We start from the raw sequence: 24,984 nt of genomic DNA on the forward strand, positions 1-24,984 counted from the left end.
ATTATTTCCCGGTTCTGCTGTTTTGTAACATGCACTTAAGATACATCGATGAAGCAAAAAAACAGACGGAGTGAAACGGGTTTGATATCGTATCAGGTAGTCATCATATTATGTAGGAGGAATCACTCATGAATCACGACCAGACAAAACAACAGATTATTGAAGCTTTCCAGTTCCGCCATGCGACGAAATCATTTGATCCGACGAAAAAAATAACTGAAGACGATTTTTCATTTATTTTGGAGACAGCACGACTTTCCCCAAGCTCTTTCGGATACGAACCATGGAATCTGCTTGTCATTCAAAATGAATCCGTTCGAAATGAAATTCGTGAGGTCTCCTGGGGAGCGCAAGGACAATTGCCGACAGCGAGCCACTATGTGATTTTCCTGGCCCGGACAGGGGAACAGATGCAACCGGACGGGGCGCATGTCACGCATATGATGGATCTACTCGGTCTGTCGGATGAAGCGAAAGCCGGTCGGACGAAACGGTACGGTTTGTTCCTCGAAGAAGATTTCAAAATTGGGAACAATGAAAAAGCGATGGCTGATTGGTCAGCGAAACAAGCTTATATTGCGCTCGGAAACATGATGTCGACAGCAGCGCAGATTGGGATTGACTCATGTCCGATCGAAGGATTCGACCAACAGGCCGTCGAACAAATTCTCGAACGGCACGGTGTGCTTGACCGGTCTGCTTTCACCGTCCCGGTCATGGTCGCATTCGGCTACCGGGCGGATGAACCGAAACGGGCGAAACAGCGCCGGTGCCTCGATGAAATCGTCACGTTCGTCGACTAAAAAAACAGGCGGATTTTTTCGAATTATATAGAAGTTTCTTTCAAAGTCCGGTATACTCGCATTTGTATGATTAAGAAGCGCCGTAAACGCCACTCGCATACGAACAACTTTTGTCTTGATGAAAGAAAGGGGTTCTATCGCAAATGGAACAAAAATTAAAGTTATGGTTCACGGAACACCAAACGGAAGATTACGGTATCACATTCCGTGTCAACCACGTTTATGAGAGCGAACAAACGGAGTTTCAACGCCTGGAAATGGTTGAGACGGACGAGTTCGGTACAATGTTGTTACTTGACGGAATGGTCATGACGACAGATCGTGATGAGTTTGTCTATCACGAAATGGTCGCACACGTCCCACTCTTCACACACCCGAATCCAAAATCCGTTTTGGTTGTTGGTGGCGGAGACGGCGGAGTCATCCGTGAAGTCTTGAAGCATCCATCTGTTGAGAAGGCGGTTCTTGTCGAAATCGACGGAAAAGTCATCGAATACTCGAAAAAATATTTACCAAACATTGCAGGTGGTCTTGATGACGCCCGTGTTGAAGTCATCGTCGGAGACGGATTCATGCATATTGCAGAAGCAGTCAACGAATATGATGTCATCATGGTCGATTCAACAGAACCGGTCGGTCCGGCCGTCAACCTGTTCACAAAAGGATTCTATTCTGGAATCTCGAAAGCATTAAAAGAAGACGGTATTTTCGTCGCTCAATCGGATAACCCGTGGTTCACACCGGAGTTAATCCGTGATGTACAACGTGACGTGAAAGAAATCTTCCCGATTACAAAACTCTACATCGCTAACGTTCCGACGTATCCGAGCGGTCTGTGGACATTTACGATCGGATCGAAAAAACATGATCCGCTCGCAGTCGCACCAGAGCGTTTCCACGAGATCGAAACGAAATATTATACACCGGAACTTCATACAGCTGCATTCGCGCTACCGAAGTTCGTCAAAGATTTAACGATTTAATTACACATCAGGAGTGTTCCGTTTTCAGGGGCACTCCTTTCTATGAATGGAGGAATAATCATGCGGTTTGATGAAGCTTACTCAGGTAAGGTATTTATCGCGAGTCAACCGACTCACGAAGATGCAAAAGGTGTGTTGTACGGTATGCCGATGGACTGGACGGTCAGTTTCCGTCCCGGTTCACGGTTTGGTCCGGCCCGGATCCGTGAAGTGTCACTCGGACTCGAAGAATACAGTCCATATCTTGACGGTGATATCGCCGATGCAAAATTATTTGACGCCGGTGACATCCCGTTGCCGTTCGGTAATGCGCAAAAATCACTTGATATGATTGAAGAGTACGTCGACTCGTTGTTGACGGCAGGCAAGTTCCCGCTTGGTATGGGCGGCGAACACCTCGTCACGTGGCCAGTCGTCAAAGCCTTTGATAAACATTACGAAGATTTCGTCGTGCTGCATTTTGATGCACACACGGATTTACGTGATTCGTATGAAGGCGAACCATTATCACATTCAACACCACTTAAAAAGATTGCGAATTTGATCGGACCGAAAAACTGTTATTCGTTCGGGATTCGTTCAGGAATGAAAGAAGAGTTCGAATGGGCAAAAACGTCCGGTTACAACCTGTTTAAATACGAAATCGTCGAGCCGTTAAAAGCGGTTTTACCGAAGCTTGCCGGTAAAAAAGTCTACGTGACGATCGATATCGATGTCCTTGATCCGTCAGCGGCTCCGGGAACAGGCACGCAAGAAATCGGCGGCGTGACGACAAAGGAATTACTTGAAGTCGTCCATATGATCGCCCGTGCCGATGTCGACGTTATCGGAGCCGATCTCGTCGAGGTTTGTCCGGCGTACGATCAATCGGATATGACGGCAATCGCAGCTGCGAAAGTTTTGCGTGAGATGATGATCGGGTTCATTAAATAAACGATAACAAAAAGGTCAGATCCGTTTTTGCGGAATCTGACCTTTTTTTTCCGGGCAGCGATTATTCCATCCAGTTCAAGCGAAAACGCAATGTGCTGTTGTCCTCAACATCAGCACACTCAGATATTTACAGCCCAAAAATATTATTTTAAATTTAAGATGTCACCACGATAAAAATATTTTTTGGGCAGAAGTAATAGTTCTGCAGTAAACGGATTTGTTGGTTTGAGAGCGGAATACATCATGACATGAAAGGTGGAAAAAAGATGAAGAAACTCTTATCTTTCGTCACAGCTGCTTTGCTATTCGCACTTTTTGTGCTCCCGGTAGGCGCGGCGGACGATGCAATGGTTCGTGTAATTCATGCTTCACCTGATGCTCCAGCAGTGGATATCGCCGTCGATGGCAAAAAAGCGGTATCCGGAGCAGAATTCAAAGCAGTCACTGACTATCTCACACTCCCAGCCGGAGAACATAAAGTAGAAGTCTTCGCAGCCGGTACAACAAAGGATCCTGTACTTTCTCAAACACTCAATATCGAAGCTGGAAAATTCTATTCTGTAGCTGCAATCGGTAAATTGGCAGATATCAAACTCGCCGTCATGGAAGATAACGGCAAAGGGGAAGACGGCAAATCAATGGTCCGTGTCGCTCACTTTGCACCGGATGCACCAGCTGTTGACGTCGCACCAAAAGGCGGAGATCCGCTCTTCAGCGACCTTGAATTCTCGAAAGTCTCAGACTACGGCACACTCGATGCCGGAACGTATGACCTTGAAGTACGACCAGCCGGTGCGACGGATGTCGTGAAAGCACTCGACGGCATCAAGCTCGACAGCGGTAAAAACTATACAGCACTCGCAATCGGTTTACTTGAAGGAGAACCGGCATTTGACGTTCTCTTGATTCCGGACGGCGGTGAAATGGCAGCGATGCCGGACACTGGTCTTGGCGGAACAACGGAAACATCATCCATGGCAACAACTTGGGCACTCGTAGCACTTGCTGGAGCAGCGCTGGTTGGGACAGCTTATGTCGTCCGTCGTAAACAAAACGCGTAATCTCTTATTGTTACTCACCGTGTTGCTTGCAGGATGCGGCGGAGCGGAGGAAACTTCGCCTCCACGCTCTGTGGAACCGGCAACACCTATCGTCGATTCACCGGCACCAAAGTCTGACGCAAAGACAGAAGCAGTCGAAACATTCATCCCGAATCGTTTGAAGATCCCGGCGATCGATGTGAATGCAAAAATTGAAGTCGTTGGAAAAGATGCTAAAGGACGGATGGATGTTCCGAAGCAGACGGATCAAGTCGGTTGGTACCGATATGGCGCCAAAGCTAATCAGACCGGCAATGTCATTTTGGCAGGACATTTAGATGATACGAACGGTCCGGCTGTCTTTTATGACTTGGCAAAAGTGAAACGGGGACAACGGATTGAAGTAAGCGCTAAAACGGGAGAGCAGGTTTCATACGTGGTGACGAACGTAATGTCTTATCCCGTTGATCAGGCACCGGTCGGTTCTATTTTCGGAGCGACACTGGCGCAACGTTTGACGTTAATTACGTGTGTCGGAACGTTTACCCAATCAAAAGGATACGATCAGCGATTGGTTGTGACGGCTGAACAGGAAAAATAAACGAAGGGACCTCTCCGCTGACGGACAGGTCCCTTTTGTATGTGCTATTGGTTTTAAGCATTCACTTCAGAAGCGGCGACCAAATCCGTCGTTAAGGCAGATAACCCTTGCGTCGTCTGGCTGATACCTTGAATCGTTTGTACGATTTGGCTTAAATCATTTTTATTACGGCCGAACATCTCCAAGTAGTTCTCCATTTCCTGTTTGACGGTATGGATGCCGCTCTTGACTTGTTGCAGTTCGTTACGCGAAGCGGAGTTTGATCGTGTGATGTCTTCCATTTGCGAAACGAGTTCATTGATGTTGCCATTATTTTTTTGGATCAGGCTGTTGATGCTGCTGCTGAGCAGTTTTGCGTTTTCCGCCAGGTTCCGGACTTCAATCGCAACGACGGAGAAACCTTTCCCATGCTCTCCGGCACGAGCGGCTTCGATCGAAGCATTCAAGGCGAGTAAGTTCGTCTGGTTAGCGATGTCTTCGATGCCTTGTGTCATTTTGACGATCTCATCTGACGTCGTTTTCAGTTGCTGGATACTTGTTAATGACGTGCTGACTTGTGACGTGGCTTGAGCAAATTGATGTTCCATCTTTTCCATCTGAGTCTCGTTTTCCGAGGTCAGTCCGACCAGATTACGGCTTGTTTTTTCCGTTTGATCGGTTTCAGATAAGATTTGTGTCGCCCGACGACTTGTTTCAGAAATTGCACCTTCCGTCTGTTCGACAGTGCTTGCGACTTCCTGACTGACGCGTACGACATCCTGCAAGAGCCGGCTCCGGGATTCATTTGCTGCACTGACTTCGTGTAAGCGGGCATCGACATACTGGCTCGTCACGATTTGAGCATCAAGATTCATCGCGTGGTTCAGTGCAAGAATCGCATTCGTCAATTGTGCCGGCTCATGTTGAAAATGTTCGACGATTTTCGGAATCAATAACGTATTGAACGCCGCATAGGAAGCGATGAACCAGGTCACCGGGACAAAGTTACGGTTATGGGTTTTGCCCATCCGTGTCCGCATCGCAAGAAATTTATCATCCATGTTTCCCGTCAGTAAACTGCCGAAGTAGTCCGCGAAGACTTTTTTCAGACGTTCACGTGTCGAAGAAGTTTGAGCAATCTGTACCATTTCAGGGTGAAGCAGTAAATGATCAAGGACTTGTTCGAGTACTTCATCGAGGATGCTGTTGACGACAGGCGCCATTGCTTTTAGTGTTTGCAGATGTTCTTCCGTGTAGCCCATGTATTCTAAGCGTCCCGTTAAACTCGGATCACTTGTTTTTGTAATGAGTCGTTTGTCTGGAAATCCGATTGTCGCCTGATAGGCCGACATCGATGATTTAGCTTTAAATGGATTGCGCACGATATGCCCCCGATTTTCTTGGAATTAAGATTTTTAGTGTCTTATTTGTTATCGGTTGTTTTCAGAAATCCGATAATCTTTTTCTTCAAAAAGTACAGCGACAGACAAAATCATTGACTTAAAAACAAAAAACTCATGATCGGGGATCATGAGTGGAATGACCGCTTCTGAAATGAAGGGTACATGCTATATGTGTCACGCGATGAATTAAACAGGTTGATCTTCCTGAAACGCTTTTTGGGCATCGACAATTGATCGCATCCGACTTACACAAGTCTGGACGAATTGAATATCGATGGACGTAAACCGGGTGACAGGTCCTTTGGCTGATTCAGCACTGAATGTGAAGGTTCCGAGATTCCAAAGTTCGATTTTAAATCGTTTTCCTTTGTTGTCATCGAAGTGTTCTACGAATTCGATTTTCGGTACCATACGAACCCCTCCTTGTAGAACCATTCCCGTTTTTTTCAAAATAAAAAAGCCAAACTGCATGTTTCACGCAGTTTGGCTAAAAAATTATGCGGTCGGAACGTCATAGCCGATTTCTTCAATCGCTTCGACAAGACGTTCTGTCGCGACGTCTTCGTGTGTGACGGTGACATTGTTGTCTGCCAGTGAGACGGTTGCATTTGTGACACCGTCGAGTTCGTTTAACGCCGATTCGACGCTTGCTTTACAGTGATTACACGTCATTCCGACGACAGTTAAAGTTGTTTCTTTCATGATTGTTTTCCTCCTTTGGATAGTGGAATACGTTTTAAGCGTAACGCATTTGTGACGACAGAGACAGAGCTGAATGCCATCGCGGCACCTGCGACCCAAGGGGCAAGCAGTCCGAGGCAGGCAACCGGAATCCCGACTGCATTATAACCGAGGGCGAAAAACAGGTTCTGCCGGATGTTCTTCATCGTTTGTTCGCTGAGACGGATGGCTGTAATGACTTGCTGCAAATCATGTCCAAGTAACGTGACGTCTGCCGCTTCAAGAGCGACATCGGTCCCGCTGCCGAGGGCAATTCCGACATCGGCCGTTGCAAGAGCCGGTGCATCATTGATGCCGTCTCCGACCATCGCGACACGCTGTCCGTTTGCTTGAAGCGTTTTGATGTGATCGGCTTTTTCAATCGGCAGGACATCGGAAAAGACATGGGTCTGTGGAATCTGAAGTTCTGTTGCGAGTTGTAAGGCGACTTCGCGACGGTCTCCGGTCAGCAGGTAGACCGCTTTTGTCTGCTGAATCTCCTGAATGACCTGTTTGGTAGTCGGTTTCAATTCATCGCGGATGGCATATCCGGCTTCGATTATACCGTTGACGGTGACATAGACGACCGTTGCACCGCTTGATGTCCAGTCAGGAAGGGAAAGACCGTGCTCCTGCATCATCCGTACCGATCCGACCATGACATCGTGTCCCATAATCGACCCGCGGACACCGCGTCCGGGATCGACGGTGAAATGTTCGATATCAAAGACGACGTCGCGCTCTTCCGTGATCGCATGAGCGAGTGGATGTTCCGATTTTTTTTCAAGAGCCGCTGCAAAATCCAGTGCCTGTTCCTGTCCGAACGTCTCGATGACGACCGGACGTCCGATCGTCAATGTTCCTGTTTTGTCAAAGACAACCGCATCGACGTGCTGCAACGATTCGAGTTGGGCACCGCCCTTGAACAGAACACCGTGTTCCGCACCTTTGCCGGTTCCGACCATGATCGATGTCGGAGTGGCGAGCCCAAGAGCACAAGGACAGGCGATGACAAGAACGGCGATGGCTGGACGAATTGCTTCGGCGAACGAGCCGGTCGTCCACCACCAGACAGCAAGTGTCACAAGGGCGATGGCGACGACGATTGGGACGAAGATTCCGGAAATCCGGTCCGCCTGACGCTGGATAGGAGCTTTTTCCGTCTGCGCTTGTTCGACGACACGGATGATGCCGGCGAGCATCGTCTCCTGACCGACTTTCGTCGCTTCAATCGTCAGGTATCCGTTCGTGTTCAAGGTGCCGCCAATCACGACGTCACCGGTTCCTTTATGAGCCGGAAGCGGTTCGCCGGTCAACATGGATTCATCGAGATAGGCATCACCCGTTGTGATGATGCCGTCGACCGGGATTTTTTGACCGGGTTTGACGATCAACTGCATACCGGGTTGGACCTGATCGAGCGAAACCGTCCGTTCGACACCTTGTTCCAACACGACGGCATCCGTCGCTTGTAAGGAAAGGAGGCTTTTGATGGCACCGGTCGTCTGTTGTTTGGCACGATCCTCCAGTACTTTCCCGAGCAGCACGAGCGTAATCAGGACGGCACTCGTCTCGAAGTAGAGATTCGGCATCAATGGGTGAATCATCATTTCCGCAACGGAATAGAAATAGGCTGCGGACGTTCCGAGTACGACCAGGACATCCATGTTGGCACTTCCACTGCGAAGACTTTTATAAGCGCCGACATAGAACGGTGCACCGATGATGAACTGGACCGGGGTCGCTAGGGCGAACTGGAACCAGGGATTCATCAGCCAAGGCAGATGGACCGGGCTGTTCGGAATGTGCGACACCATGCTGAGCAGTAACGGCAGGGACAAGAAAGCGGCAATCCAAAGGCGGTAAAGCATCCGCCGGTTCTGCACCTGTTCGTGTGGTGCCGTCTTAATGGTGGCACCGTAACCGATTTTTTTGATTTTATCTAAAATCAGTTGTTCATCCATCTCTTCCGGAACGGCAATCCGGGCGGTTTCGAGCGGCAGGTTGACGGTGGCTTCGACTCCGTCCATCCGGTTCAATACCTTTTCAATCCGGGCGGAGCAGGCAGCACACGTCATGCCTTCGATATTCAGTTCCATCTTTTTCGACATGACAATCCCTCCTTACTTCTTAAGACGAGCAATGACGGCCATCAATTCATCAACGTAGACATCCGTATCCTGTTTGCCGGTTGCGGCATCGTGCATACACATTTTGACGTGGCGTTCGATGACCTGCAACTCGACTTGGCGGAGCGCCGCTTGAATCGATGCGGTCTGGGTCAGGATATCGATACAATACCGGTCTTCTGCGACCATGTTGGCAATACCGCGGACCTGACCTTCAATTCGTTTTAATCGTTTCATCAAAGCATCTTGTTCCTCGGGTGAACGGGGAACAAGGGGATGATCGTGTGTCATGAGGACACCTCTTTTCTGAATTAGTTGATACACCGAGTATATCATATAGGTATAGGGGGTACCAGTATAAAGGTTAAAGCTTGAAAAAACCAAATGAAAAAGGACTGACTCAAAAGTCAGTCCCTTGCTCTGGTACGCTGTTGGCTCAACAACGAATCATGTTATTGATTGGAAACTTGCGGTTTAATGATTTGTTCGTTCAATGAACGATTGCTGATGATATCTTCCGCTTGTGTCGACCGTTTGATGAAGAACGAGAGGACAAACGCAAGACCGGCGATGAACGTTGAGATGAAGAACGCATAGTTGATTCCATCAAGCGTTGCCTGCATCACGATTTGTTGTTTCATCGCGGCAGCAGCTTCCGCTGTTGGTTGGCTCGTCATGTTTTTCGCTGCTTCTTGTGCGAGTTCCGTACCACGCGTTTTTGCATGCGTCGACATAATCGTAACGAGCAACGCTGTTCCGATGGCACCCGAGACTTGTTGCAACGTATTATTCATCGCTGTCCCGTGCGGATAGTAACGGGTCGGTAATTGGTTCAAACCGTTTGTTGAGACCGGCATCATAACCATTGACATCCCGAACATCCGGAGGGAATAAAGGACGATGAGATGCGTATACGTCGTATCCATTTTAAGTTGGCTGAAAAGATAGGTTGTGACAACCGTAATGAACAGGCCGGTGATGGCGAGTGGACGACCGCCAATTTTATCGAACAGTTTTCCGTTGATTGGTGACATGACCGCCATTAGGATCGCACCAGGCAGTAACATCAGACCGGCATCAAGCGGAGAAATACCGCGAATCGTCTGAACATAAATCGGTAACAATAACATCCCGGAGAACATGGCGATCGTCACGACGATCGAGATGGCGGACGATAAAGCAAACATCGGATAACGGTAAATCTTGAAGTTGAGCATTGGGCGTTCCATTCTCAATTGACGCATGATGAACGTCACGAGTGCAACGACCCCGATGACTAACGCTAAAATGACTTGGAGACTATCCCAACCTTTTGAACCGGCAGAGCTGAAACCGTACAGAAGACCGCCGAATCCGAATGAAGATAAGACGACGGACATAAAGTCGAGTTTTGCGTCAGAACGTTCTTTGACGTCACGAAGCAGGACGAAGCCGGCAACGAGAACAATCAAAGCAATTGGTGTAATGAAGTGGAACAACATCCGCCAATCGTAATGTTCGATGATCCAACCGGATAGGGTTGGTCCGATTGCAGGAGCCCCCATCATGATGAGACCGAAGAAGCCCATCGCCGTTCCGCGTTTTTCAATCGGGAAGCTGACGAGCATGACGTTCATCAGAAGCGGCATCATGATTGCAGATCCGGAAGCCTGGATCATCCGTCCGGCAAGCAGGACCGGGAAAGCGTCCGCAAATCCGGCAAGAATCGTACCCGCAGAGAACAATGTCATCGCGAGCAGGAACAGACGGCGGACCGAGAATTTTTGAATCAAGAAAGCAGAAGTCGGAATCAAAATCCCGTTGACGAGCATGAAACCGGTCGATAACCACTGGACCGTTGACGTTTCAATCTCCAGATCCTTCATGATCGAAGGTAAGGCGATGTTGAGTAAGGTGTTATTTAAGAATGCAATAAAGGCACCGATCATCAATACGGCAAGGATGCCGTAAGGGGGGCGAGCGGTAGCAGATTTTTCATGTGACATGGTTTTCCTCCTTAATGAACTAACAGTACACAATTCTATACGGTCGTTATATCTGTTGTCTATCTTAATCTGATTTAGCTTGAATTACAAATATTAATAGCTAAGAAAGGTAATTTTATTTTTTGTGAAGGAGACGGGCGTGAATCGAACGTTGGTTCATTAAAAAACGTGCGCTTTCTCCTGTGTAAACTGCAACAGGAGAGAGCGCACGTTTGGCGAAACGGGGTCGGATTACCCGACATGTGTGTGTAAAGCGTCTGATGTGATGTCATAGTGAGAAGTCGTCCAGACTGCTCGTCCGTCTTGAATGTACAAGACCTGCGGTGATTCGTGCCGGACGTTGTAATGTTCTGCGATGTGATTCGATAACGTCCGTGCTTCCTGAATCAATAAATAGGCAGTCGGAACTGCTGTCTCATCCGCATATTTCGTATAGGCGGAAAAACCGGCCGAACTGATCGGGCACGTCGTACTGTGTTTACAAATCACAAATGTTGGGTGTTCGGAAACGAATTGGTCGAAGTCGGAAATCGATTGTAGTTTTCTGAGTTGAGTCATTTTTATCAGCCTCCATAAGTCCGTAGACGGTCACTTAACTTCAGATTTTCCCTGTAATCGACCGGACAGTCAATTAAAACGGGTCCGTCACTCAGAAAAGCCTGTTCGAGACAACTGGATAGAGTACCGTGTTCCCCGACACGCAGACCCAGTGCACCAAAGGCGGTAGCCAGTTGAACGAGATCCGGATTGTCGAATTCGATATAAGGTGCACGACCGTAAGCTTGCTGTTGTTTCCATTCAATCAACCCGTAGGTACCGTCGCGCCAAATGATGACGACGATCGGCAACTTGAGCCGGACAGCCGTCTCGAGATCCTGGCCGTTCATTAAAAAGGCACCGTCTCCTGAAGCGCAGAGGACACGTTGTTCCGGGTGCAACAGTTTAGCGGCAATCGCACTCGACAAGCCGTAGCCCATCGAAGAAAACCCGTTAGAGATGAACAATTGATTGGGACGGGTCGTCTGAAAATGTCGTCCGAGCCATATTTTATGCGCTCCGACATCGGAAAAAATCATGCCGTCCTCGCCGGTTGCCTGCTCGAGTTCACGTACGATGCTTTGAGGATGGAGCGGGAGGGCGAGGGAATACGTCGCCTGGATTTCTTGCCGCAAGCGCTCGCGGTCCTGTTGCCAGCCGGTCCAGGCACGATTCGGAATGCTTTCCGAAAGCAGGTGCAGAATATCCGGGATCGAGCCGATCAAATTTGCAACAACCGGATAAAATTGATCAATTTCATGCGGATTGGTATCAATGTGCAAAACAGGTGTCCGTTCCGGATTCCATTTCGAAGGCGGCAGTTCCGTGATATCGTAGCCGACCGCGATAATTAAATCGCTTTGATCAAGAATCCGTTGATTGTAATCGGCGTTCGGCAAGCCGATCGTATGGGCGGCCAGCTCGTGTAATGAAGACAAGGCGCCTTTTCCCATCATCGTCTCGACGACGGGAGCCCCCAATCGTTCGGCGAAAGCGCGGAAAGCCTCTGTCGCCCCGCTGCGGCTGATTCCGAATCCGGCAATCACGACCGGACGTTCTGCCTGTTCGATTCGTAACAGGACATCACTGTCCGCAACCGATGTCGGATGCAGGAAGGTTGGAGGACTGTCGCGTAAAATCGGTGTCTTGGCATCAACATCGGCTTTTGCGATATCTTCCGGGAACGACAGATGCGTCGCACCGGGCTTTTCGGAAACAGCCTTTGCGAAAGCCTGGCGAACGACTTCAGAAATGACTTCACCGGAAACAATCGATGTACTGGATTTGGTAATCGGCCGGTACATCTCGACCAAATCAAACATCTGATGGGATGCTTTATGCTGGCGCCACGTCGCACCTTGTCCGGTGATGGCGACGACAGGCGAGTGATCCATCGTCGCACTGGCGATTCCCGTCATCATATTGGTTGCGCCGGGACCGAGCGTCGACAGACAGACACCGGGACGTCCGCTTAACCGACCGAACATCGACGCCATGAAGGCGGCGTTTGTCTCATGGCGTGTCGTGATGAACGTGATATCCGATTTACTGATGGCTTCGAGCAGCGTGATGTTCTCTTCACCAGGTACACCGAAGATATGGGTGACGCCTTCGGCTTCCAGACACTGGACAAACCGTTCGGCCGCGTTCATTGGTCGAGTCCGCCAATCGATACATATTTTGTCTCGAGATAGGCTTCGAGACCTTCCGATCCGCCTTCGCGACCGACGCCGGACTGTTTCATGCCGCCGAAAGGAGCCTGGGCAGCTGAAGGCACACCGTCATTCCATCCGACGATCCCGTAATCGAGATGCTCGATAGCTTTAAAAGCGCGGACATAGTTGTTCGTAAAGACATAAGAAGCGAGACCGAACGGCGTTTGATTGGCGTAATGGACGGCTTCTTCGTCTGAACTGACTCGCTGGACAGGTGCAACCGGACCAAACGTTTCTTCGTTCATGATCAGCATGTGCGGCGTGACGTCAGCGAGCACTGTTGCTTCATAGTAGTAGACATCATTGTCGTCGTCGGTTTGTCCGGATCCGCCGGTCACGATACGGGCGCCGGCCGAAGTGGCGTCATCGACATGTTTTTTGACCTTATCGTATCCGGCCTTATTGATCATCGGACCGATTTTTGTGTCTTGGTCGAGTCCGTTGCCGGTTTTCAGTTTTGCTGTTTCCTGACCGAGCTTTTCGACGAATTCATCATAAATCGAGTCCGAGACATAAATCCGGTTACCGCAGACACACGTCTGGCCGCCGTTACGGAACTTCGATTTAATCGTTTCTCTGACGGCAAGATCGAGATCGCAATCGTCAAAGACAAGAATCGGAGCATGTCCACCGAGTTCGAGAGACATCGCTTTGATGGTCTCCGCACCTTGAGCCATCAACGTCCGACCGACTTCCGTCGACCCCGTGAACGTGATTTTGGCGACATGCGGATGTGTCGCTAGCGATTCGCCCAAGTCTTTCCCGCTTCCGGTCACGGCATTGACGACGCCGTCCGGAATCCCGACCTCCTGGCAGAGCTCAAGCAACCGGAGTGCCGTCAACGGAGTAGCCGTTGGTGGTTTCAGGACAAATGTACAGCCTGCGACAAGCGCCGGTGCTAATTTTCGGGTAATCATTGCAGCCGGGAAGTTCCATGGGGTAATCGCGGCGACGACTCCGACCGGTTGTTTGATGACATGGAGGCGTTTCGTTGCATCGTGTGACGGGATGATGCGCCCGTAGGCCCGTTTTCCTTCTTCCGCAAACCATTTGACGAAGTTTGCCGCGTATTCGACTTCACCTTCCGATTCCGCAAGCGGTTTTCCCATCTCGAGTGTCATCAAGCGGGCCAATTCATCTTTTTTCTCAAGCATCTTCGCATACAATTTTTCGAGAAGAGCGGCCCGTTCATAAACGGTTCGCTTCGACCAGTCGGGAAAAGCGTTATGAGCCGCTTCAACGGCATCGTTGACATCGGATTTTGTCCCGTTTGGTACACTGCCGACGATTTCACCTGTCGCCGGATTTTTGACATCCGTCCGTTCACGTCCCTGATCGAGCCATTGTCCGTTGATTAAAAACTTCCCATTCATCTTACAGAATCCCCCTTTTTAATTCGCATTGTTAAGGATATACCCGAAGATTGAAAAAAAGATTCGCTTTTCCGAAAAAGGTTGTGCAAAAGGCTAGAAATTGACCGATAAACAGTGTAGGATAATTCAGTAAATGTAATGTATTTTCTAAATAATAATTCGTAAAGAAATGAAATGTGAAGTGATGGAGAATGTCTCGAATCATTGACATTCCAACTAGGTTTGATAAGATGAATATAGGGTATTTGCGCAATCGGTTGCGCTTAAGTGAAATCTACCGAGAAACGACATAAAACATCGAGGATTACTATAAAAAAACGGACAACAAAGACTGAAATACGAGAGGATTTATCCACAATGACACAAATGATACCGCGCCCGGAAACGGCACAAAAAACACTTACACGAGCTTGGTGGAAAGAAGCCGTTGCTTACCAAATCTATCCACGCAGCTTTTATGATGCAAACAATGATGGAATCGGCGATATCCCGGGTATCATCGCAAAATTGGATTATCTGAAAGATCTCGGAGTCGATGTATTATGGATTTGCCCGATGTTTAAATCACCGAATGATGACAACGGATATGACATCAGTGATTACGAAGACATCATGGACGAATTCGGAACAATGGCCGATTTTGATTTATTAATGAAAGAAGCGCATAAACGTGACATCAAAGTCCTGCTTGATTTGGTCGTCAACCATACGTCGGATGAACACCCGTGGTTCCTTGAATCGCGTTCATCAAAAGACAACGACAAACGCGATTGGTACATCTGGAAAGATGCCGTCAACGGCGGCGAACCAAACAATTGGGAAAGTATCTTCGGCGGTTCCGCTTGGGAATACGATGAAAAGACCGAGCAGTACTTCCTCCACGTCTTCTCACGCCGTCAGCCGGACTTGAACTGGCGGAATAAAGACATGCGTCAAGCTGTTTATACGATGATCAACTGGTGGCTCGACAAAGGCGTCGACGGTTTCCGGATTGATGCCATCAGCCATATCAACAAAGATCAATCGTACGCGGATCTCCCGAACCCACTCGGGATGCCGCATGTACCGTCGTTTGAGATGCACATGAACGTCGAAGGTATCCACGAATACCTTGAAGAATTGAAAAACGAGACGTTTTCGAAATACGACATCATGACGGTCGGTGAAGCGAACGGTGTGACACCGGAAGAAGCGGATCTTTGGGTCGGCGAAGAAAACGGTAAGATGAACATGGTCTTCCAGTTCGAGCACATGGATCTTTGGCGGGCGGATGCTGAAAAAGGTGTCGACGTCGTCAAGCTGAAAAATGTCTTAACAAAATGGCAAAAAGGGCTCGAAGAAACGGGCTGGAATGCGCTTTATCTTGAAAACCACGATAAAGTCCGTTCCGTTTCACTTTGGGGAGATGAAGGGCAGTACTGGAAGCAGAGTGCGAAGTCGCTTGCGATGATGTACTTCTTCATGCAGGGCACACCGTTCATCTATCAAGGGCAGGAAATCGGGATGACGAACGTTCAGTTCCCGGATATCTCCGACTACGATGATGTCGCGACGAAAAACATGTATGACATGCAGCTCGCGTCAGGGAAAACCCATGAAGAAATCATGGAAGTCATCTGGAACTCGTCACGTGATAATTCACGGACACCGATGCAGTGGACGAATGAACAAAACGGCGGATTCTCGGAGCAATCGCCATGGTTCGGCGTCAATCCGAACTTTGCCGACATTAACGTCGCATCGCAACAAGCCGATGAAGATTCGATTCTGAACTTCTATAAACGGATGATTCAAATCCGGAAGATGGAAGAAACATTGATTTACGGAGAATACGATCTCATTCTTCCGGAAGATACAAAAGTCTACGGGTACACACGGACGCTCGGAAATGAACAGTTCCTGATCGTCACGAACCTGAAAGACGAAGTGGCGGAAGTCGATACCGACATCATTCTTCATTCGGATAATATCGTACTGGCAAACTATGAGACGACATACCACGAAGGAACAGAATTGACGCTTCAACCGTTTGAAGCCCGTCTGTACCGCGTACGTTAAAACAAAGCTGGATTTGGCAGACGCCAAATCCAGCTTTTGCTGTCGCGAAAAGAAATCAAGAAGATGCAGGACAGAAGAAAATCGTGTACGCTAGACGATGAGGTGATAGAAGTGAAACCAGTACGTTACCCGGTCCGCCTGCGCCAAGTGACATCGATTCAAGATGACGCGATGCGGGAGTCCGTTGAATTAGAAGCAGAAGGGACCTTGTTTGAAACAAAAGACGGGTTTGCTCTGAAATTCATGCAAGAAGAGGAACAACCGATTGATACGACCATCAAGTGGTCGCACGATCAGGTTGCCCTGAACCGGAAAGGTCCGGTCTCGATGCACCACGTCTTCATTTTGGGTCAAAAAACCAAAAGCGGTTACGAGAGCCAGTTTGGCCAAATGGTGATGGAGACGGAAACAGCTACCATCGAAATGACAGAACAACGGATGCAATTCCAGTACGATCTGATGATGAACCATCAGCCGGTCGGCCTGTATACGATTGAATTAACTTGGGAACGGAGTGAAACACATGGCGTTTGAACAAACCGTAAAAGAAATGGAACAGATGCTCGAAGAAGATTGGTTCGAGTGGCTCGAAAATGACGAGCCGAAATACAATGAATGGCGCGATCAGCTCGAAGCATTGGCAGAACAGGTCATGACAGAATACAATTCGAAGGTCGATTCCGACGCGATTGATTCGTTGCTGTTGATCAACGAAGACTTACCGGTCCTGTACGGAGAAGATACGGTCATGCTCTATACGGCATTGCTTCATGCCCGTAAAGAAGATGATTCGGTCTACGAACGGTACTTGACGATTTTAGGAGCGTTTTCGGAAGAAAATCATCCGGCCATCCGCGAAGTCGAACAGGCTGTCGCAAAAAAAGATTACAAAACGGCGTATGCGCGTGCTGTAAAATTACCGCAATCGCTTGGATTAGAATAAGTATGTGCCACGGCAGTTCCATTCAAAGAAATTTTGAAGGGAACTGCTTTTTTTAATAAAAGGAGGTTTCTCATGAGAACGTTATACCGGATTGTAGTCGGGATTGTCAGACAGCAGAACCAGCTTTTACTCGTTCAAAACCAGGCGGAAGGAGCGGAAGCCGTCTGGAGTCTACCGGGTGGTGTGATTGAAGACGGTGAGACGCTGAAAGAAGCCTTGGAACGGGAGATGAAAGAAGAGACCGGCCTGTCTGTTGAAACGTTCGAACTGGCTTACGTCACGGAAAATTTCATCGAACAGTTTAACGCTCACAGTCTCGTCACCTATTTTGAGTGCACAGTCAGAGGCGAGTTGTTACCAGATGATCCTGACCGGGAAGTCGTCGCTAATCAGTGGGTACCGATTGAGCAGCTCGGAGAGTATATCCTGAACCGTGACGTACTGGAACCGTTAAAAGATTATTTGAGCGGAACATCGAAATCTTATTATCTGTATGAACAAATGGTTTGGTAACGGGGTAAGAGAGTAGAGAAAGTAAGAGACGGAGGCGATAAGATGAAAACTGTTCAAGTCAACGGATACGGCGGTGTCGAGCAACTCGAAGTTGTGGAACGTCCGATGCCGAAACCGGATGCCGGGGAAGTACTGGTCGAGGTTAAGGCCTGCGGGATCAACAATACGGAAATCTGGATGCGCGAAGGGGCATACGGAACGGACCGTGAGTCGGGCTGGAAACCGGAAGGCGTTCAATTTCCGCGTGTCCCGGGTTCTGATATTAGCGGACGGATCATTGAAGTCGGGAACGGTGTTGATAAATCACGAATCGGTCAAGACGTTGTCCTATTTCCCTTTACCTCGGGCGGCGCAGACGGGACGGAACATATCAGTGAAGATATGGCGTTCATCGGATCGGAATATGACGGAGGATACGCCGAGTATGTCGTCTGGCCGGCAGCGCTCTGTTACGAGATGCCGCTTGACGATTACGTCAAAAGTGCTGTTTTCTCCGTCAGTGGCTTGACGGCATGGCATATGAACGAGCAACTCCAGCTGCAACCGGGACAAACTGTTCTCGTAACGGGAGCAAGCGGCGGTGTCGGCTCGTTGAACGTTCAAATCGCTTCGCGGGTTTTCGGGGCGGACGTCATTGCGGTTGTCGGCGACATGAAGATGGAACAGGAATTGAAGCGTCTTGGGGCGAAACACGTCGTGTCTTACCGTTCCGATCAATTGACAGAAGACATCCTTGCTAACAGCGGACCAGTTGACGCCGTACTCGATGTCGTCGGGGATGCGTTATTCAAGACGACTCTGGCGGTCCTGAAAAACGGCGGCAAGTTCTGTATTTCCGGCTCGGCCGGTGGACAACAGACGAAACTCGATTTCCGGACGCTGTATCTGAAGCATTTGACGTTTTACGGTTCAGTGCTTGGTACACGGGCTGAATTCGGACGGATGCTTAAAGCAATTGCGGACGGGAAGCTCGAACCGGTCATTGATCGGACGTTTCCGCTTGAAGAAGCGGCAGCAGCACAAAGCTACTTTAAAAAATCAGGAAAGCTCGGAAAAATCGTGTTGATACCGGATCAAGGTCAGAACAATCTTGCTTGAAAAATGTGTGTACTCACTCGACTCCTACAGGAAACAGCGCGTTTATCCGCGCTGTCAGAGGCAGGTAAGACCCGACTCCAAGTCCTTTGGACAAAGGAGGCGCGGCTTACGCCTCGCCTGAGGAAAGCGAGGGAGGAAACACATTTTTTTGTACGGAAGCTCCCATTCTAAAAGTCTGTCAGAAAAAACAGTAAAATAATGAATGAATAGCCATTCATTATATGCTATACTCATATCAAATAATGGCTTTAGGGGGAAAGGGGCTTGTTTCATGGGGACATTTTTACTGATTAACTGGATCGCCTTCCTGCTCGTCGCAGGGTACGCGGGCTATTTATTCGTCACGCTCGTCAAGAGTCGGTACGAAGCGATTCGCCGGGGGAAAAAAGCGGAATGGACGCTGACGAACAAAGAACGTCTGAACGCGGTTCTCGTCAACGTCTTCGGACAAAAGAAACTGTTGAAGGATAAGAAAAGCGGTACAATTCACGTCATGATGTTTTACGGATTTTTACTCGTCCAATTCGGGGCGGTTGATTTCATCTGGAAGGGACTTGCCGTCGGACAACGGTTCCCGCATATTCCGCTCGGTCCGCTGTATCCGATCTTTACGTTTTTCCAGGAAATCGTCATGCTCGTCATTTTGGTTGCGGTCGTTTGGGGATTCTACCGCCGCTATGTCGAGAAACTAGTCCGTCTGAAACGGAACTTCATGGCCGGTCTGGCCTTGATTTTCATCGGTGGTCTGATGGTCGCCGTGCTGTTCGGAAACGGATTTTTCCTGGTCTATGAAAATCATTCGACGTTCGGTGAACCGGTCGCGTCAGCAATTGCCTTCCTGTTCAGTTGGGTACCGGAGCAAGTCGCTTTCGGATTGTTTGTCTTCTTCTGGTGGGCGCATCTCTTGTTCTTACTCAGCTTCATGGTCTACATCCCGCAAGGTAAACACGCCCACTTGATTGCCGGAACTGCCAACGTCTGGCTCGGCCGGACATCAAAAGTCGGGCGTCTCGCACCGATCGATCTGTCGGTGATGGAAGAAGCGGAAGACGACGAAGCGGAATTCAGCTTCGGGGTGAACCGGATTGAAGATTTCAACCAAAAGCAACTCGTTGATTTATATGCCTGTGTTGAATGCGGCCGCTGTACGAATATGTGTCCAGCGAGCGGAACCGGAAAAATGCTGTCACCGATGGACCTGATTGTTAAACTGCGCGATCATCTCAATATGAAAACAGCCGCCATCACCCAAAAATCACCGTGGGCACCGGCGTTCGCCTTCGAAGGATCACAAGGCAATCAAATCGCGTCACTTGCCGCAGCCGGGCAGATGGATATCGTACCGGATTCATTAATCGGCAACGTCATCACGGAAGAAGAAATTTGGGCTTGCACGACATGCCGGAACTGTGAAGATCAATGTCCGGTCATGAACGAGCACGTCGATAAAATCATCGACCTCCGACGTCACCTCGTGATGATGGAAGGAAAGATGGACCCGGAAATGCAACGGACGATGGCCAACATCGAACGTCAAGGAAATCCGTGGGGAATGAACCGGAAAGAACGTGAAAACTGGCGCAAGACGCGCGAAGAGCTGGTCGTGCCGACGGCAAAAGAGAAGAAAAAAGCCGGCGAAGAGTTCGAATACCTCTTTTGGGTCGGAGCAATGGGGTCGTACGACAGCCGGAGCCAAAAAATTGCGATGGCGTTTGCGCGGATCCTGAACGAAGCGAACATCTCGTTTGCGATTCTCGGAAACGATGAGAAAAACTCAGGCGATACACCACGGCGGATTGGAAACGAAGTGCTGTTCCAGGAACTGGCAGAGGCGAACATCAAATCGTTTGAGAAATATGATGTTAAAAAGATCGTCACGATCGATCCGCATGCGTATAATACGTTCAAAAACGAGTATCCGGACTTTGGTCTCAGTCCGGACGTCGAAGTCTATCACCATACGGAACTGCTCGCCCGGTTGATTGACGACAAACGGATCACACCGATCCATGAGGTCAGCGAACGGGTCGTCTACCATGATTCGTGTTACCTCGGCCGTTACAATGATATTTACGATGCACCACGCTATATTTTAGAGAAGATTCCGGGCATCACGCTTGTCGAAACGGAACGTAACCGCGAAAAAGGCATGTGTTGCGGAGCCGGCGGCGGGATGATGTGGCAGGAAGAAAAAGTCGGCGCCCGGGTCAACGTCGCCCGGACCGAACAGTTGTTGACGGTCCAGCCGTCCGTCATCGGATCGGCTTGTCCGTACTGCCTGACGATGCTCAGCGACGGAACGAAGGCGAAAGAAGTCGATGAACAGGTCGCGACGTACGATGTCGTCGAGTTGCTCGAACGGTCGATCGTCGGAACACCGGTCAAAGAGGCCGTCACGAACTGATATCTGTGAAATTGAAAGGAAAATCCAAAGCGTATTCTCTCATCGGAGGATACGTTTTTTACTGTCTTCGAATAAGCATAACGTTGTTGTGTACGGTTTAACCGTGATATGATGAAATTACTATCTAACGGAATGGGAGGTGAGGATCTTTGGGAAGGCGTTGCTTAAAATCGGTCAGGTCGCGCAGGCCACCGGCTTATCAAAACGGACCATCGACTACTATACATCGCTCGGTTTACTAACAACAGAGCGGACGGCAGCCGGTTACCGGCTCTATACAGAAGATGTCATCCAGCATATTCAAAAGATTGAATATTTGAAGACACAACGGCTGTCCCTGCAAGAGATTCTTGCTTTCTTCACGGAGCGTGAAGTCAAAACGGGTGATGCCATTTATCAAGAAGTGCAGCAGCTTCAAGAGAGCGTCAACGGACTCGAACAGCGTTTATTGCAATCGACCGACTACGAGAAACAGGAGATTCGTCTCGAACTGTCTCAACGTCTGACATTGATTGCTTCCCTGATTGCGCAGCTGTAACAATAAAATGGAGGTGACCCCTGTTTAGGGGATTTTGGATACTATATTATTTATCAATTTATTTTTAGTGGTGTTATTGATTGTGTTGACAGCGTTTTTCGTCGGATCAGAGTTTGCAGTCGTTAAGGTACGGATGTCCCGGTTGGATCAGATGATTCAGGAAGGGAACAAGAGTGCCATCCTGGCGAAGAAGATTGCCGGGGACCTCGATTATTACTTGTCGGCCTGTCAGCTGGGAATTACAGTGACGGCACTTGGTCTTGGGGCACTCGGTGAACCGACCGTTGAAAAAATCCTGCATCCGGTGTTTGATGAATTCGGTGTTTCGGCTGCCGTCTCGACCTTGTTGTCATTCGGGATTGCCTTTATTTCCGTGACATTCCTGCACGTCGTCATCGGAGAACTTGCTCCGAAGACGCTGGCGATTCAATATGCGGAAAAAATGACGTTGCTGTTTGCCCGTCCGTTGTATATCTTCGGGAAAATCATGTATCCGTTCATTTGGTTACTCAATGGTTCAGCCCGATTGTTCCTTGGATTATTCGGTGTCAAACCGGCGGGTCACGAACAAGCCCACTCAGAAGATGAATTGAAGATCATCATGGCACAAAGTTTTCAAAGCGGTGAAATCAATCAGACGGAACTTGCGCTCATGCAGAACGTATTTGCGTTTGACGAGCACGTCGTCAAAGACTTGATGGTACCGCGGATGCGGATGGCAACGATTTCTGAAAGGTTGTCTAAAGACGAACTGATGGAAATTTTCATGGACAATCCCTTCACCCGTTATCCGGTGACGGAAGAAAATGATAAAGACCGGATTCTCGGTTACATCAACGTTAAAGAGATGTTGACGGACTTCGCCAATGGAAACAATCATCCGGTCACGCATTATGTGAAGGATTTACCGGTCGTCTCGGAAGTGACGTCGCTGCAAGATACGTTGCGGAAGATGAAGAAGACGCGTTCGCACATTGTGCTTGTCGTTGACGAATACGGCGGAACGGCCGGAATCGTCGCGATGGAAGACTTACTCGAAGAAATCGTCGGTGAAATCCGGGACGAGTTTGATACGGATGAAGTCGAAGAAATCCAGGAGTTGCCGAACAATGAATACCTCGTTGCCGGTACCGTGTTGCTTGAAGATCTCGAAGCCCGATTCGGTTTGACGTTTACGAACGATGAAGACGTCGATACGATCGGCGGCTGGATCCAGATGCACAACATCGATCTGCAACCGGGAGAACACATTGATACGGAATCCTTCTCGGTCGAAGTGATGGAGATGGAGAACTATCAAATCAACCAGATCAAATTGTGGTTACACCCGCTCGAACGAGCGGAATGAATGACAGCACCTTTCGTCCTCTACGAAAGGTGCTTTTTTTCTGGACAAATCATCAGGTGAAAACTTAAAAACCGACTGATTGTGTAAAGAAGGCAAATCGTAGTAGGGAAACGGGGGCGGGAGCGGGAAAGAGTAAGGAGAGGAAAAATTATTTTTTCTGAGAAGGGAGACGTCCAGTGCTCGAGCAAATCCCGTTTTTACTCAGCCGCTTAGGCATGTTAGCCCTATTGGCTTTTTTATTGTCACAATGGCGCATATCACGCCATTTGTTTCAAACGTCATCGCGCCGCAGTCATCGTTTTATTTTACTGAGTGTGTTTGTAGTATCGGGTATTTTGATGAACTATGCCGGAATCGGTCTTTCGACGGACGAAACGATTGATCCGTTACTCGGGTTAGCCGTTTCACCGGAGCAATGGATTGTCGACACCCGATTGACGATCATCGTCACCAGCGGTCTGCTCGGTGGTCCGCTCATCGGCGGTCTGACCGGAGTACTCGTCGGATTTCACCGCTACTATCTCGGTGCATCCGGTGCGGAATCGGCCTGGATCATTGCGGTCGGAACCGGATTGTTGAGTGGATTGTACAGCCGCCAGTGGCGCAGGAAAGACGGCTATTCCTTGCTCCAACCGATTGGCATCGTCTTAAGTGCCGTCATTCTGGATATCGGAGTGGCATTGATTTTGGCACCAGACCAGGCACGTGTCCTGGAGTTGACGCGTCAAGCTGTTTTCCCGATGTTGTTTACGAATGCAGTCGGAATCAGTGTCTTCATCGCCATCCTACGGACGCAATTGAAGCTCGAGAACGAATTGTTCGTTCGCGAATCCGCACGTTCCTATCGTTTACTGGATGCGATTCGTCCGCTACGTAAAAATGGCATGACGGTTGATGTCGCCCGGCAAATCGGATCGACCATCCTGGAAGAAACGAAAATCAATCGGGTCGTTTTGCTTGGACCGGATGGGATTTTGGCTGATGTCCGGACGGGACACGATACAGCCGATTTGTTCCGGCATCAGACGATTTTGGACTGGGTGGAGTCGGGGGTCGTCTACCGGTCGGAAGACGAGTTGACGCGTCAAATCGTCTCGTTTCATCCTTTACTGATCGAGGGCAAAAAGGCTGGTATCGTCTGCTGGTTTCCGGCCCATCTGTTCGACGATACGATGGAACGGACGATGGAACAGCTGGTGGAGCTCTTGGCACGCGAACTCGTTGTTCATCAAGAGGAGCAACTGAATCAATTTCCGAACACGAGCATTAAACCGATTCTGAGTCCGAACTACCTGCTCGGTATCGTCGATGAAATCCATCAGACAGCGGATCCGGATAGCCCGGTCAAACATCAGCTCGGTGCTTTGCGGCAGCTGCTCACGACGGCACGGCGAACCGATTTGTATCCTTTGCGTGAAGAATTACTGACCTTAAAATCGTACTTGTCGTTAGAAGGAATCCGCCGCCACCATCCATTGACACCGGCAGCGGTCACGATTGATTTAGACATCGAGACGACCGTTGAAGAACATTTTGTTTTTCCGTTGCTCGTGACACAGCTGGTCGATAATGCATTACGTCATGCTTTTCCACAAAACGGTCCGTATCACCGGATTGATGTCCGGGCATTTCAGGAAGACACACACTGGGTGCTTGAAGTATCGGACAACGGAGTCGGCGTACCGGCTGAATTCCTGAAGCGCTGGGAGCAGGATAAAAAAATGGATACAAGTAATTTATTTTTATTACGACGTGCCCTTCACCGGCGATACGGTGAACAGGCGAGTTGTATGATTCATTCCCGTCCCGGTGGAACACGGCTGAAACTAGTGCTGCCTCTTACGACTGACCAGGTGTAACAATCGTTTGATTCGGATTACC

At 49.1% G+C, this 24,984-nt stretch carries 23 protein-coding genes; 14 read left to right on the forward strand and 9 right to left on the reverse strand.

What is annotated here, in order from left to right:
* Positions 1-128: 128 nt before the first annotated feature.
* From N7U64_RS12745 to N7U64_RS12765, 5 genes are all read left to right on the forward strand, one after another.
* A complete protein-coding gene (locus N7U64_RS12745; protein WP_318929981.1) occupies positions 129-803 on the forward strand; it encodes an NAD(P)H-dependent oxidoreductase in 675 nt (224 codons plus the stop codon).
* A 143-nt stretch (positions 804-946) separates the two neighbouring features.
* On the forward strand, positions 947-1,786 hold the full coding sequence (gene speE, locus N7U64_RS12750; protein WP_012369161.1) for a polyamine aminopropyltransferase: 840 nt from the start codon (positions 947-949) through the stop codon (positions 1,784-1,786).
* Between the two features lie 60 nt (positions 1,787-1,846).
* Positions 1,847-2,719 carry an agmatinase gene (gene speB, locus N7U64_RS12755; RefSeq protein ID WP_318929982.1) on the forward strand — a complete coding sequence of 291 codons (873 nt, stop codon included), beginning with the start codon at positions 1,847-1,849 and terminating at the stop codon, positions 2,717-2,719.
* A 266-nt stretch (positions 2,720-2,985) separates the two neighbouring features.
* Positions 2,986-3,780, forward strand: coding sequence for a DUF4397 domain-containing protein (locus tag N7U64_RS12760; protein WP_026829490.1), 795 nt, complete (start codon positions 2,986-2,988; stop codon positions 3,778-3,780).
* A complete protein-coding gene (locus N7U64_RS12765; protein ID WP_318929983.1) occupies positions 3,740-4,360 on the forward strand; it encodes a class F sortase in 621 nt (206 codons plus the stop codon). Before N7U64_RS12760 ends, N7U64_RS12765 begins: the two co-directional genes overlap by 41 nt.
* Before the next feature lie 53 nt (positions 4,361-4,413).
* Here N7U64_RS12765 and N7U64_RS12770 read toward each other — a convergent pair whose 3' ends face one another.
* From N7U64_RS12770 to N7U64_RS12810, 9 genes are all read right to left on the reverse strand, one after another.
* Entirely contained in the window at positions 4,414-5,721 is a 1,308-nt protein-coding gene (locus N7U64_RS12770; protein WP_012369165.1) for a globin-coupled sensor protein, read from the reverse strand.
* Positions 5,722-5,928: 207 nt separating this feature from the next.
* Complete coding sequence (locus tag N7U64_RS12775) at positions 5,929-6,153, reverse strand: hypothetical protein (protein WP_012369166.1); 225 nt, start codon at positions 6,151-6,153, stop codon at positions 5,929-5,931.
* An 84-nt stretch (positions 6,154-6,237) separates the two neighbouring features.
* Complete coding sequence (locus N7U64_RS12780; protein WP_214767056.1) at positions 6,238-6,444, reverse strand: cation transporter; 207 nt, start codon at positions 6,442-6,444, stop codon at positions 6,238-6,240.
* Entirely contained in the window at positions 6,441-8,573 is a 2,133-nt protein-coding gene (locus N7U64_RS12785; RefSeq protein ID WP_318929984.1) for a heavy metal translocating P-type ATPase, read from the reverse strand. Before N7U64_RS12785 ends, N7U64_RS12780 begins: the two co-directional genes overlap by 4 nt.
* A gap of 12 nt (positions 8,574-8,585) precedes the next feature.
* On the reverse strand, positions 8,586-8,882 hold the full coding sequence (locus tag N7U64_RS12790) for a metal-sensitive transcriptional regulator (protein WP_012369170.1): 297 nt from the start codon (positions 8,880-8,882) through the stop codon (positions 8,586-8,588).
* A 161-nt stretch (positions 8,883-9,043) separates the two neighbouring features.
* Positions 9,044-10,576: a DHA2 family efflux MFS transporter permease subunit gene (locus tag N7U64_RS12795; RefSeq protein WP_318091234.1), complete on the reverse strand. Its 1,533-nt coding sequence runs from the start codon at positions 10,574-10,576 to the stop codon at positions 9,044-9,046.
* A 231-nt stretch (positions 10,577-10,807) separates the two neighbouring features.
* The gene (gene ytxJ / locus N7U64_RS12800) at positions 10,808-11,134 is read right to left on the reverse strand and encodes a bacillithiol system redox-active protein YtxJ (protein WP_012369172.1); all 327 of its coding nucleotides are present in this window, start codon (positions 11,132-11,134) and stop codon (positions 10,808-10,810) included.
* Positions 11,135-11,139: 5 nt separating this feature from the next.
* Complete coding sequence (locus tag N7U64_RS12805; RefSeq protein WP_318929985.1) at positions 11,140-12,765, reverse strand: acetolactate synthase large subunit; 1,626 nt, start codon at positions 12,763-12,765, stop codon at positions 11,140-11,142.
* Positions 12,762-14,201 (reverse strand): NAD-dependent succinate-semialdehyde dehydrogenase, encoded by a 1,440-nt coding sequence (locus N7U64_RS12810; RefSeq protein ID WP_318929986.1) that lies wholly within the window; start codon positions 14,199-14,201, stop codon positions 12,762-12,764. Before N7U64_RS12810 ends, N7U64_RS12805 begins: the two co-directional genes overlap by 4 nt.
* A 357-nt stretch (positions 14,202-14,558) precedes the next feature.
* On the opposite strand from N7U64_RS12810, the gene N7U64_RS12815 reads away from it, so the two are divergent.
* The 9 genes from N7U64_RS12815 to N7U64_RS12855 all read left to right on the forward strand — a co-directional run bounded on the left by N7U64_RS12815 (position 14,559) and on the right by N7U64_RS12855 (position 24,962).
* Positions 14,559-16,259 carry an alpha-glucosidase gene (locus tag N7U64_RS12815; RefSeq protein ID WP_318929987.1) on the forward strand — a complete coding sequence of 567 codons (1,701 nt, stop codon included), beginning with the start codon at positions 14,559-14,561 and terminating at the stop codon, positions 16,257-16,259.
* A 111-nt stretch (positions 16,260-16,370) separates the two neighbouring features.
* Positions 16,371-16,793: a DUF1934 domain-containing protein gene (locus N7U64_RS12820; RefSeq protein WP_290829229.1), complete on the forward strand. Its 423-nt coding sequence runs from the start codon at positions 16,371-16,373 to the stop codon at positions 16,791-16,793.
* The gene (locus N7U64_RS12825; protein WP_290829231.1) at positions 16,783-17,202 is read left to right on the forward strand and encodes a hypothetical protein; all 420 of its coding nucleotides are present in this window, start codon (positions 16,783-16,785) and stop codon (positions 17,200-17,202) included. Before N7U64_RS12820 ends, N7U64_RS12825 begins: the two co-directional genes overlap by 11 nt.
* A 72-nt stretch (positions 17,203-17,274) precedes the next feature.
* On the forward strand, positions 17,275-17,715 hold the full coding sequence (locus tag N7U64_RS12830) for an NUDIX hydrolase (RefSeq protein WP_318091238.1): 441 nt from the start codon (positions 17,275-17,277) through the stop codon (positions 17,713-17,715).
* A 42-nt stretch (positions 17,716-17,757) separates the two neighbouring features.
* Complete coding sequence (locus N7U64_RS12835; RefSeq protein WP_318929988.1) at positions 17,758-18,813, forward strand: zinc-binding dehydrogenase; 1,056 nt, start codon at positions 17,758-17,760, stop codon at positions 18,811-18,813.
* 271 nt (positions 18,814-19,084) lie between these two features.
* Positions 19,085-21,217, forward strand: a complete 2,133-nt coding sequence (locus N7U64_RS12840; RefSeq protein ID WP_318929989.1) for a (Fe-S)-binding protein — start codon at positions 19,085-19,087, stop codon at positions 21,215-21,217.
* A 160-nt stretch (positions 21,218-21,377) separates the two neighbouring features.
* Positions 21,378-21,755: a MerR family transcriptional regulator gene (locus tag N7U64_RS12845; protein ID WP_318929990.1), complete on the forward strand. Its 378-nt coding sequence runs from the start codon at positions 21,378-21,380 to the stop codon at positions 21,753-21,755.
* Between the two features lie 34 nt (positions 21,756-21,789).
* Positions 21,790-23,103 carry a hemolysin family protein gene (locus N7U64_RS12850; RefSeq protein ID WP_318929991.1) on the forward strand — a complete coding sequence of 438 codons (1,314 nt, stop codon included), beginning with the start codon at positions 21,790-21,792 and terminating at the stop codon, positions 23,101-23,103.
* A 176-nt stretch (positions 23,104-23,279) separates the two neighbouring features.
* Positions 23,280-24,962 carry a LytS/YhcK type 5TM receptor domain-containing protein gene (locus N7U64_RS12855; protein WP_318929992.1) on the forward strand — a complete coding sequence of 561 codons (1,683 nt, stop codon included), beginning with the start codon at positions 23,280-23,282 and terminating at the stop codon, positions 24,960-24,962.
* Positions 24,963-24,984 lie beyond the last annotated feature (22 nt).

It is taken from the genome of Exiguobacterium sp. K1, assembly GCF_033721435.1.
GTDB lineage: Bacteria > Bacillota > Bacilli > Exiguobacteriales > Exiguobacteriaceae > Exiguobacterium_A > Exiguobacterium_A artemiae.

What these genes read in the sequence shown, in the direction of transcription:
- N7U64_RS12745 (WP_318929981.1), top strand. Translation starts at nt 129, where the DNA reads ATGAATCACGACCAGACAAAACAACAGATTATTGAAGCTTTCCAGTTC.
- speE (WP_012369161.1), top strand. Translation starts at nt 947, where the DNA reads ATGGAACAAAAATTAAAGTTATGGTTCACGGAACACCAAACGGAAGAT.
- speB (WP_318929982.1), top strand. Translation starts at nt 1,847, where the DNA reads ATGCGGTTTGATGAAGCTTACTCAGGTAAGGTATTTATCGCGAGTCAA.
- N7U64_RS12760 (WP_026829490.1), top strand. Translation starts at nt 2,986, where the DNA reads ATGAAGAAACTCTTATCTTTCGTCACAGCTGCTTTGCTATTCGCACTT.
- N7U64_RS12775 (WP_012369166.1), bottom strand. Translation starts at nt 6,153, where the DNA reads ATGGTACCGAAAATCGAATTCGTAGAACACTTCGATGACAACAAAGGA.
- N7U64_RS12780 (WP_214767056.1), bottom strand. Translation starts at nt 6,444, where the DNA reads ATGAAAGAAACAACTTTAACTGTCGTCGGAATGACGTGTAATCACTGT.
- N7U64_RS12785 (WP_318929984.1), bottom strand. Translation starts at nt 8,573, where the DNA reads ATGTCGAAAAAGATGGAACTGAATATCGAAGGCATGACGTGTGCTGCC.
- N7U64_RS12790 (WP_012369170.1), bottom strand. Translation starts at nt 8,882, where the DNA reads ATGACACACGATCATCCCCTTGTTCCCCGTTCACCCGAGGAACAAGAT.
- N7U64_RS12795 (WP_318091234.1), bottom strand. Translation starts at nt 10,576, where the DNA reads ATGTCACATGAAAAATCTGCTACCGCTCGCCCCCCTTACGGCATCCTT.
- ytxJ (WP_012369172.1), bottom strand. Translation starts at nt 11,134, where the DNA reads ATGACTCAACTCAGAAAACTACAATCGATTTCCGACTTCGACCAATTC.
- N7U64_RS12805 (WP_318929985.1), bottom strand. Translation starts at nt 12,765, where the DNA reads ATGAACGCGGCCGAACGGTTTGTCCAGTGTCTGGAAGCCGAAGGCGTC.
- N7U64_RS12810 (WP_318929986.1), bottom strand. Translation starts at nt 14,201, where the DNA reads ATGAATGGGAAGTTTTTAATCAACGGACAATGGCTCGATCAGGGACGT.
- N7U64_RS12815 (WP_318929987.1), top strand. Translation starts at nt 14,559, where the DNA reads ATGACACAAATGATACCGCGCCCGGAAACGGCACAAAAAACACTTACA.
- N7U64_RS12825 (WP_290829231.1), top strand. Translation starts at nt 16,783, where the DNA reads ATGGCGTTTGAACAAACCGTAAAAGAAATGGAACAGATGCTCGAAGAA.
- N7U64_RS12830 (WP_318091238.1), top strand. Translation starts at nt 17,275, where the DNA reads ATGAGAACGTTATACCGGATTGTAGTCGGGATTGTCAGACAGCAGAAC.
- N7U64_RS12835 (WP_318929988.1), top strand. Translation starts at nt 17,758, where the DNA reads ATGAAAACTGTTCAAGTCAACGGATACGGCGGTGTCGAGCAACTCGAA.
- N7U64_RS12840 (WP_318929989.1), top strand. Translation starts at nt 19,085, where the DNA reads ATGGGGACATTTTTACTGATTAACTGGATCGCCTTCCTGCTCGTCGCA.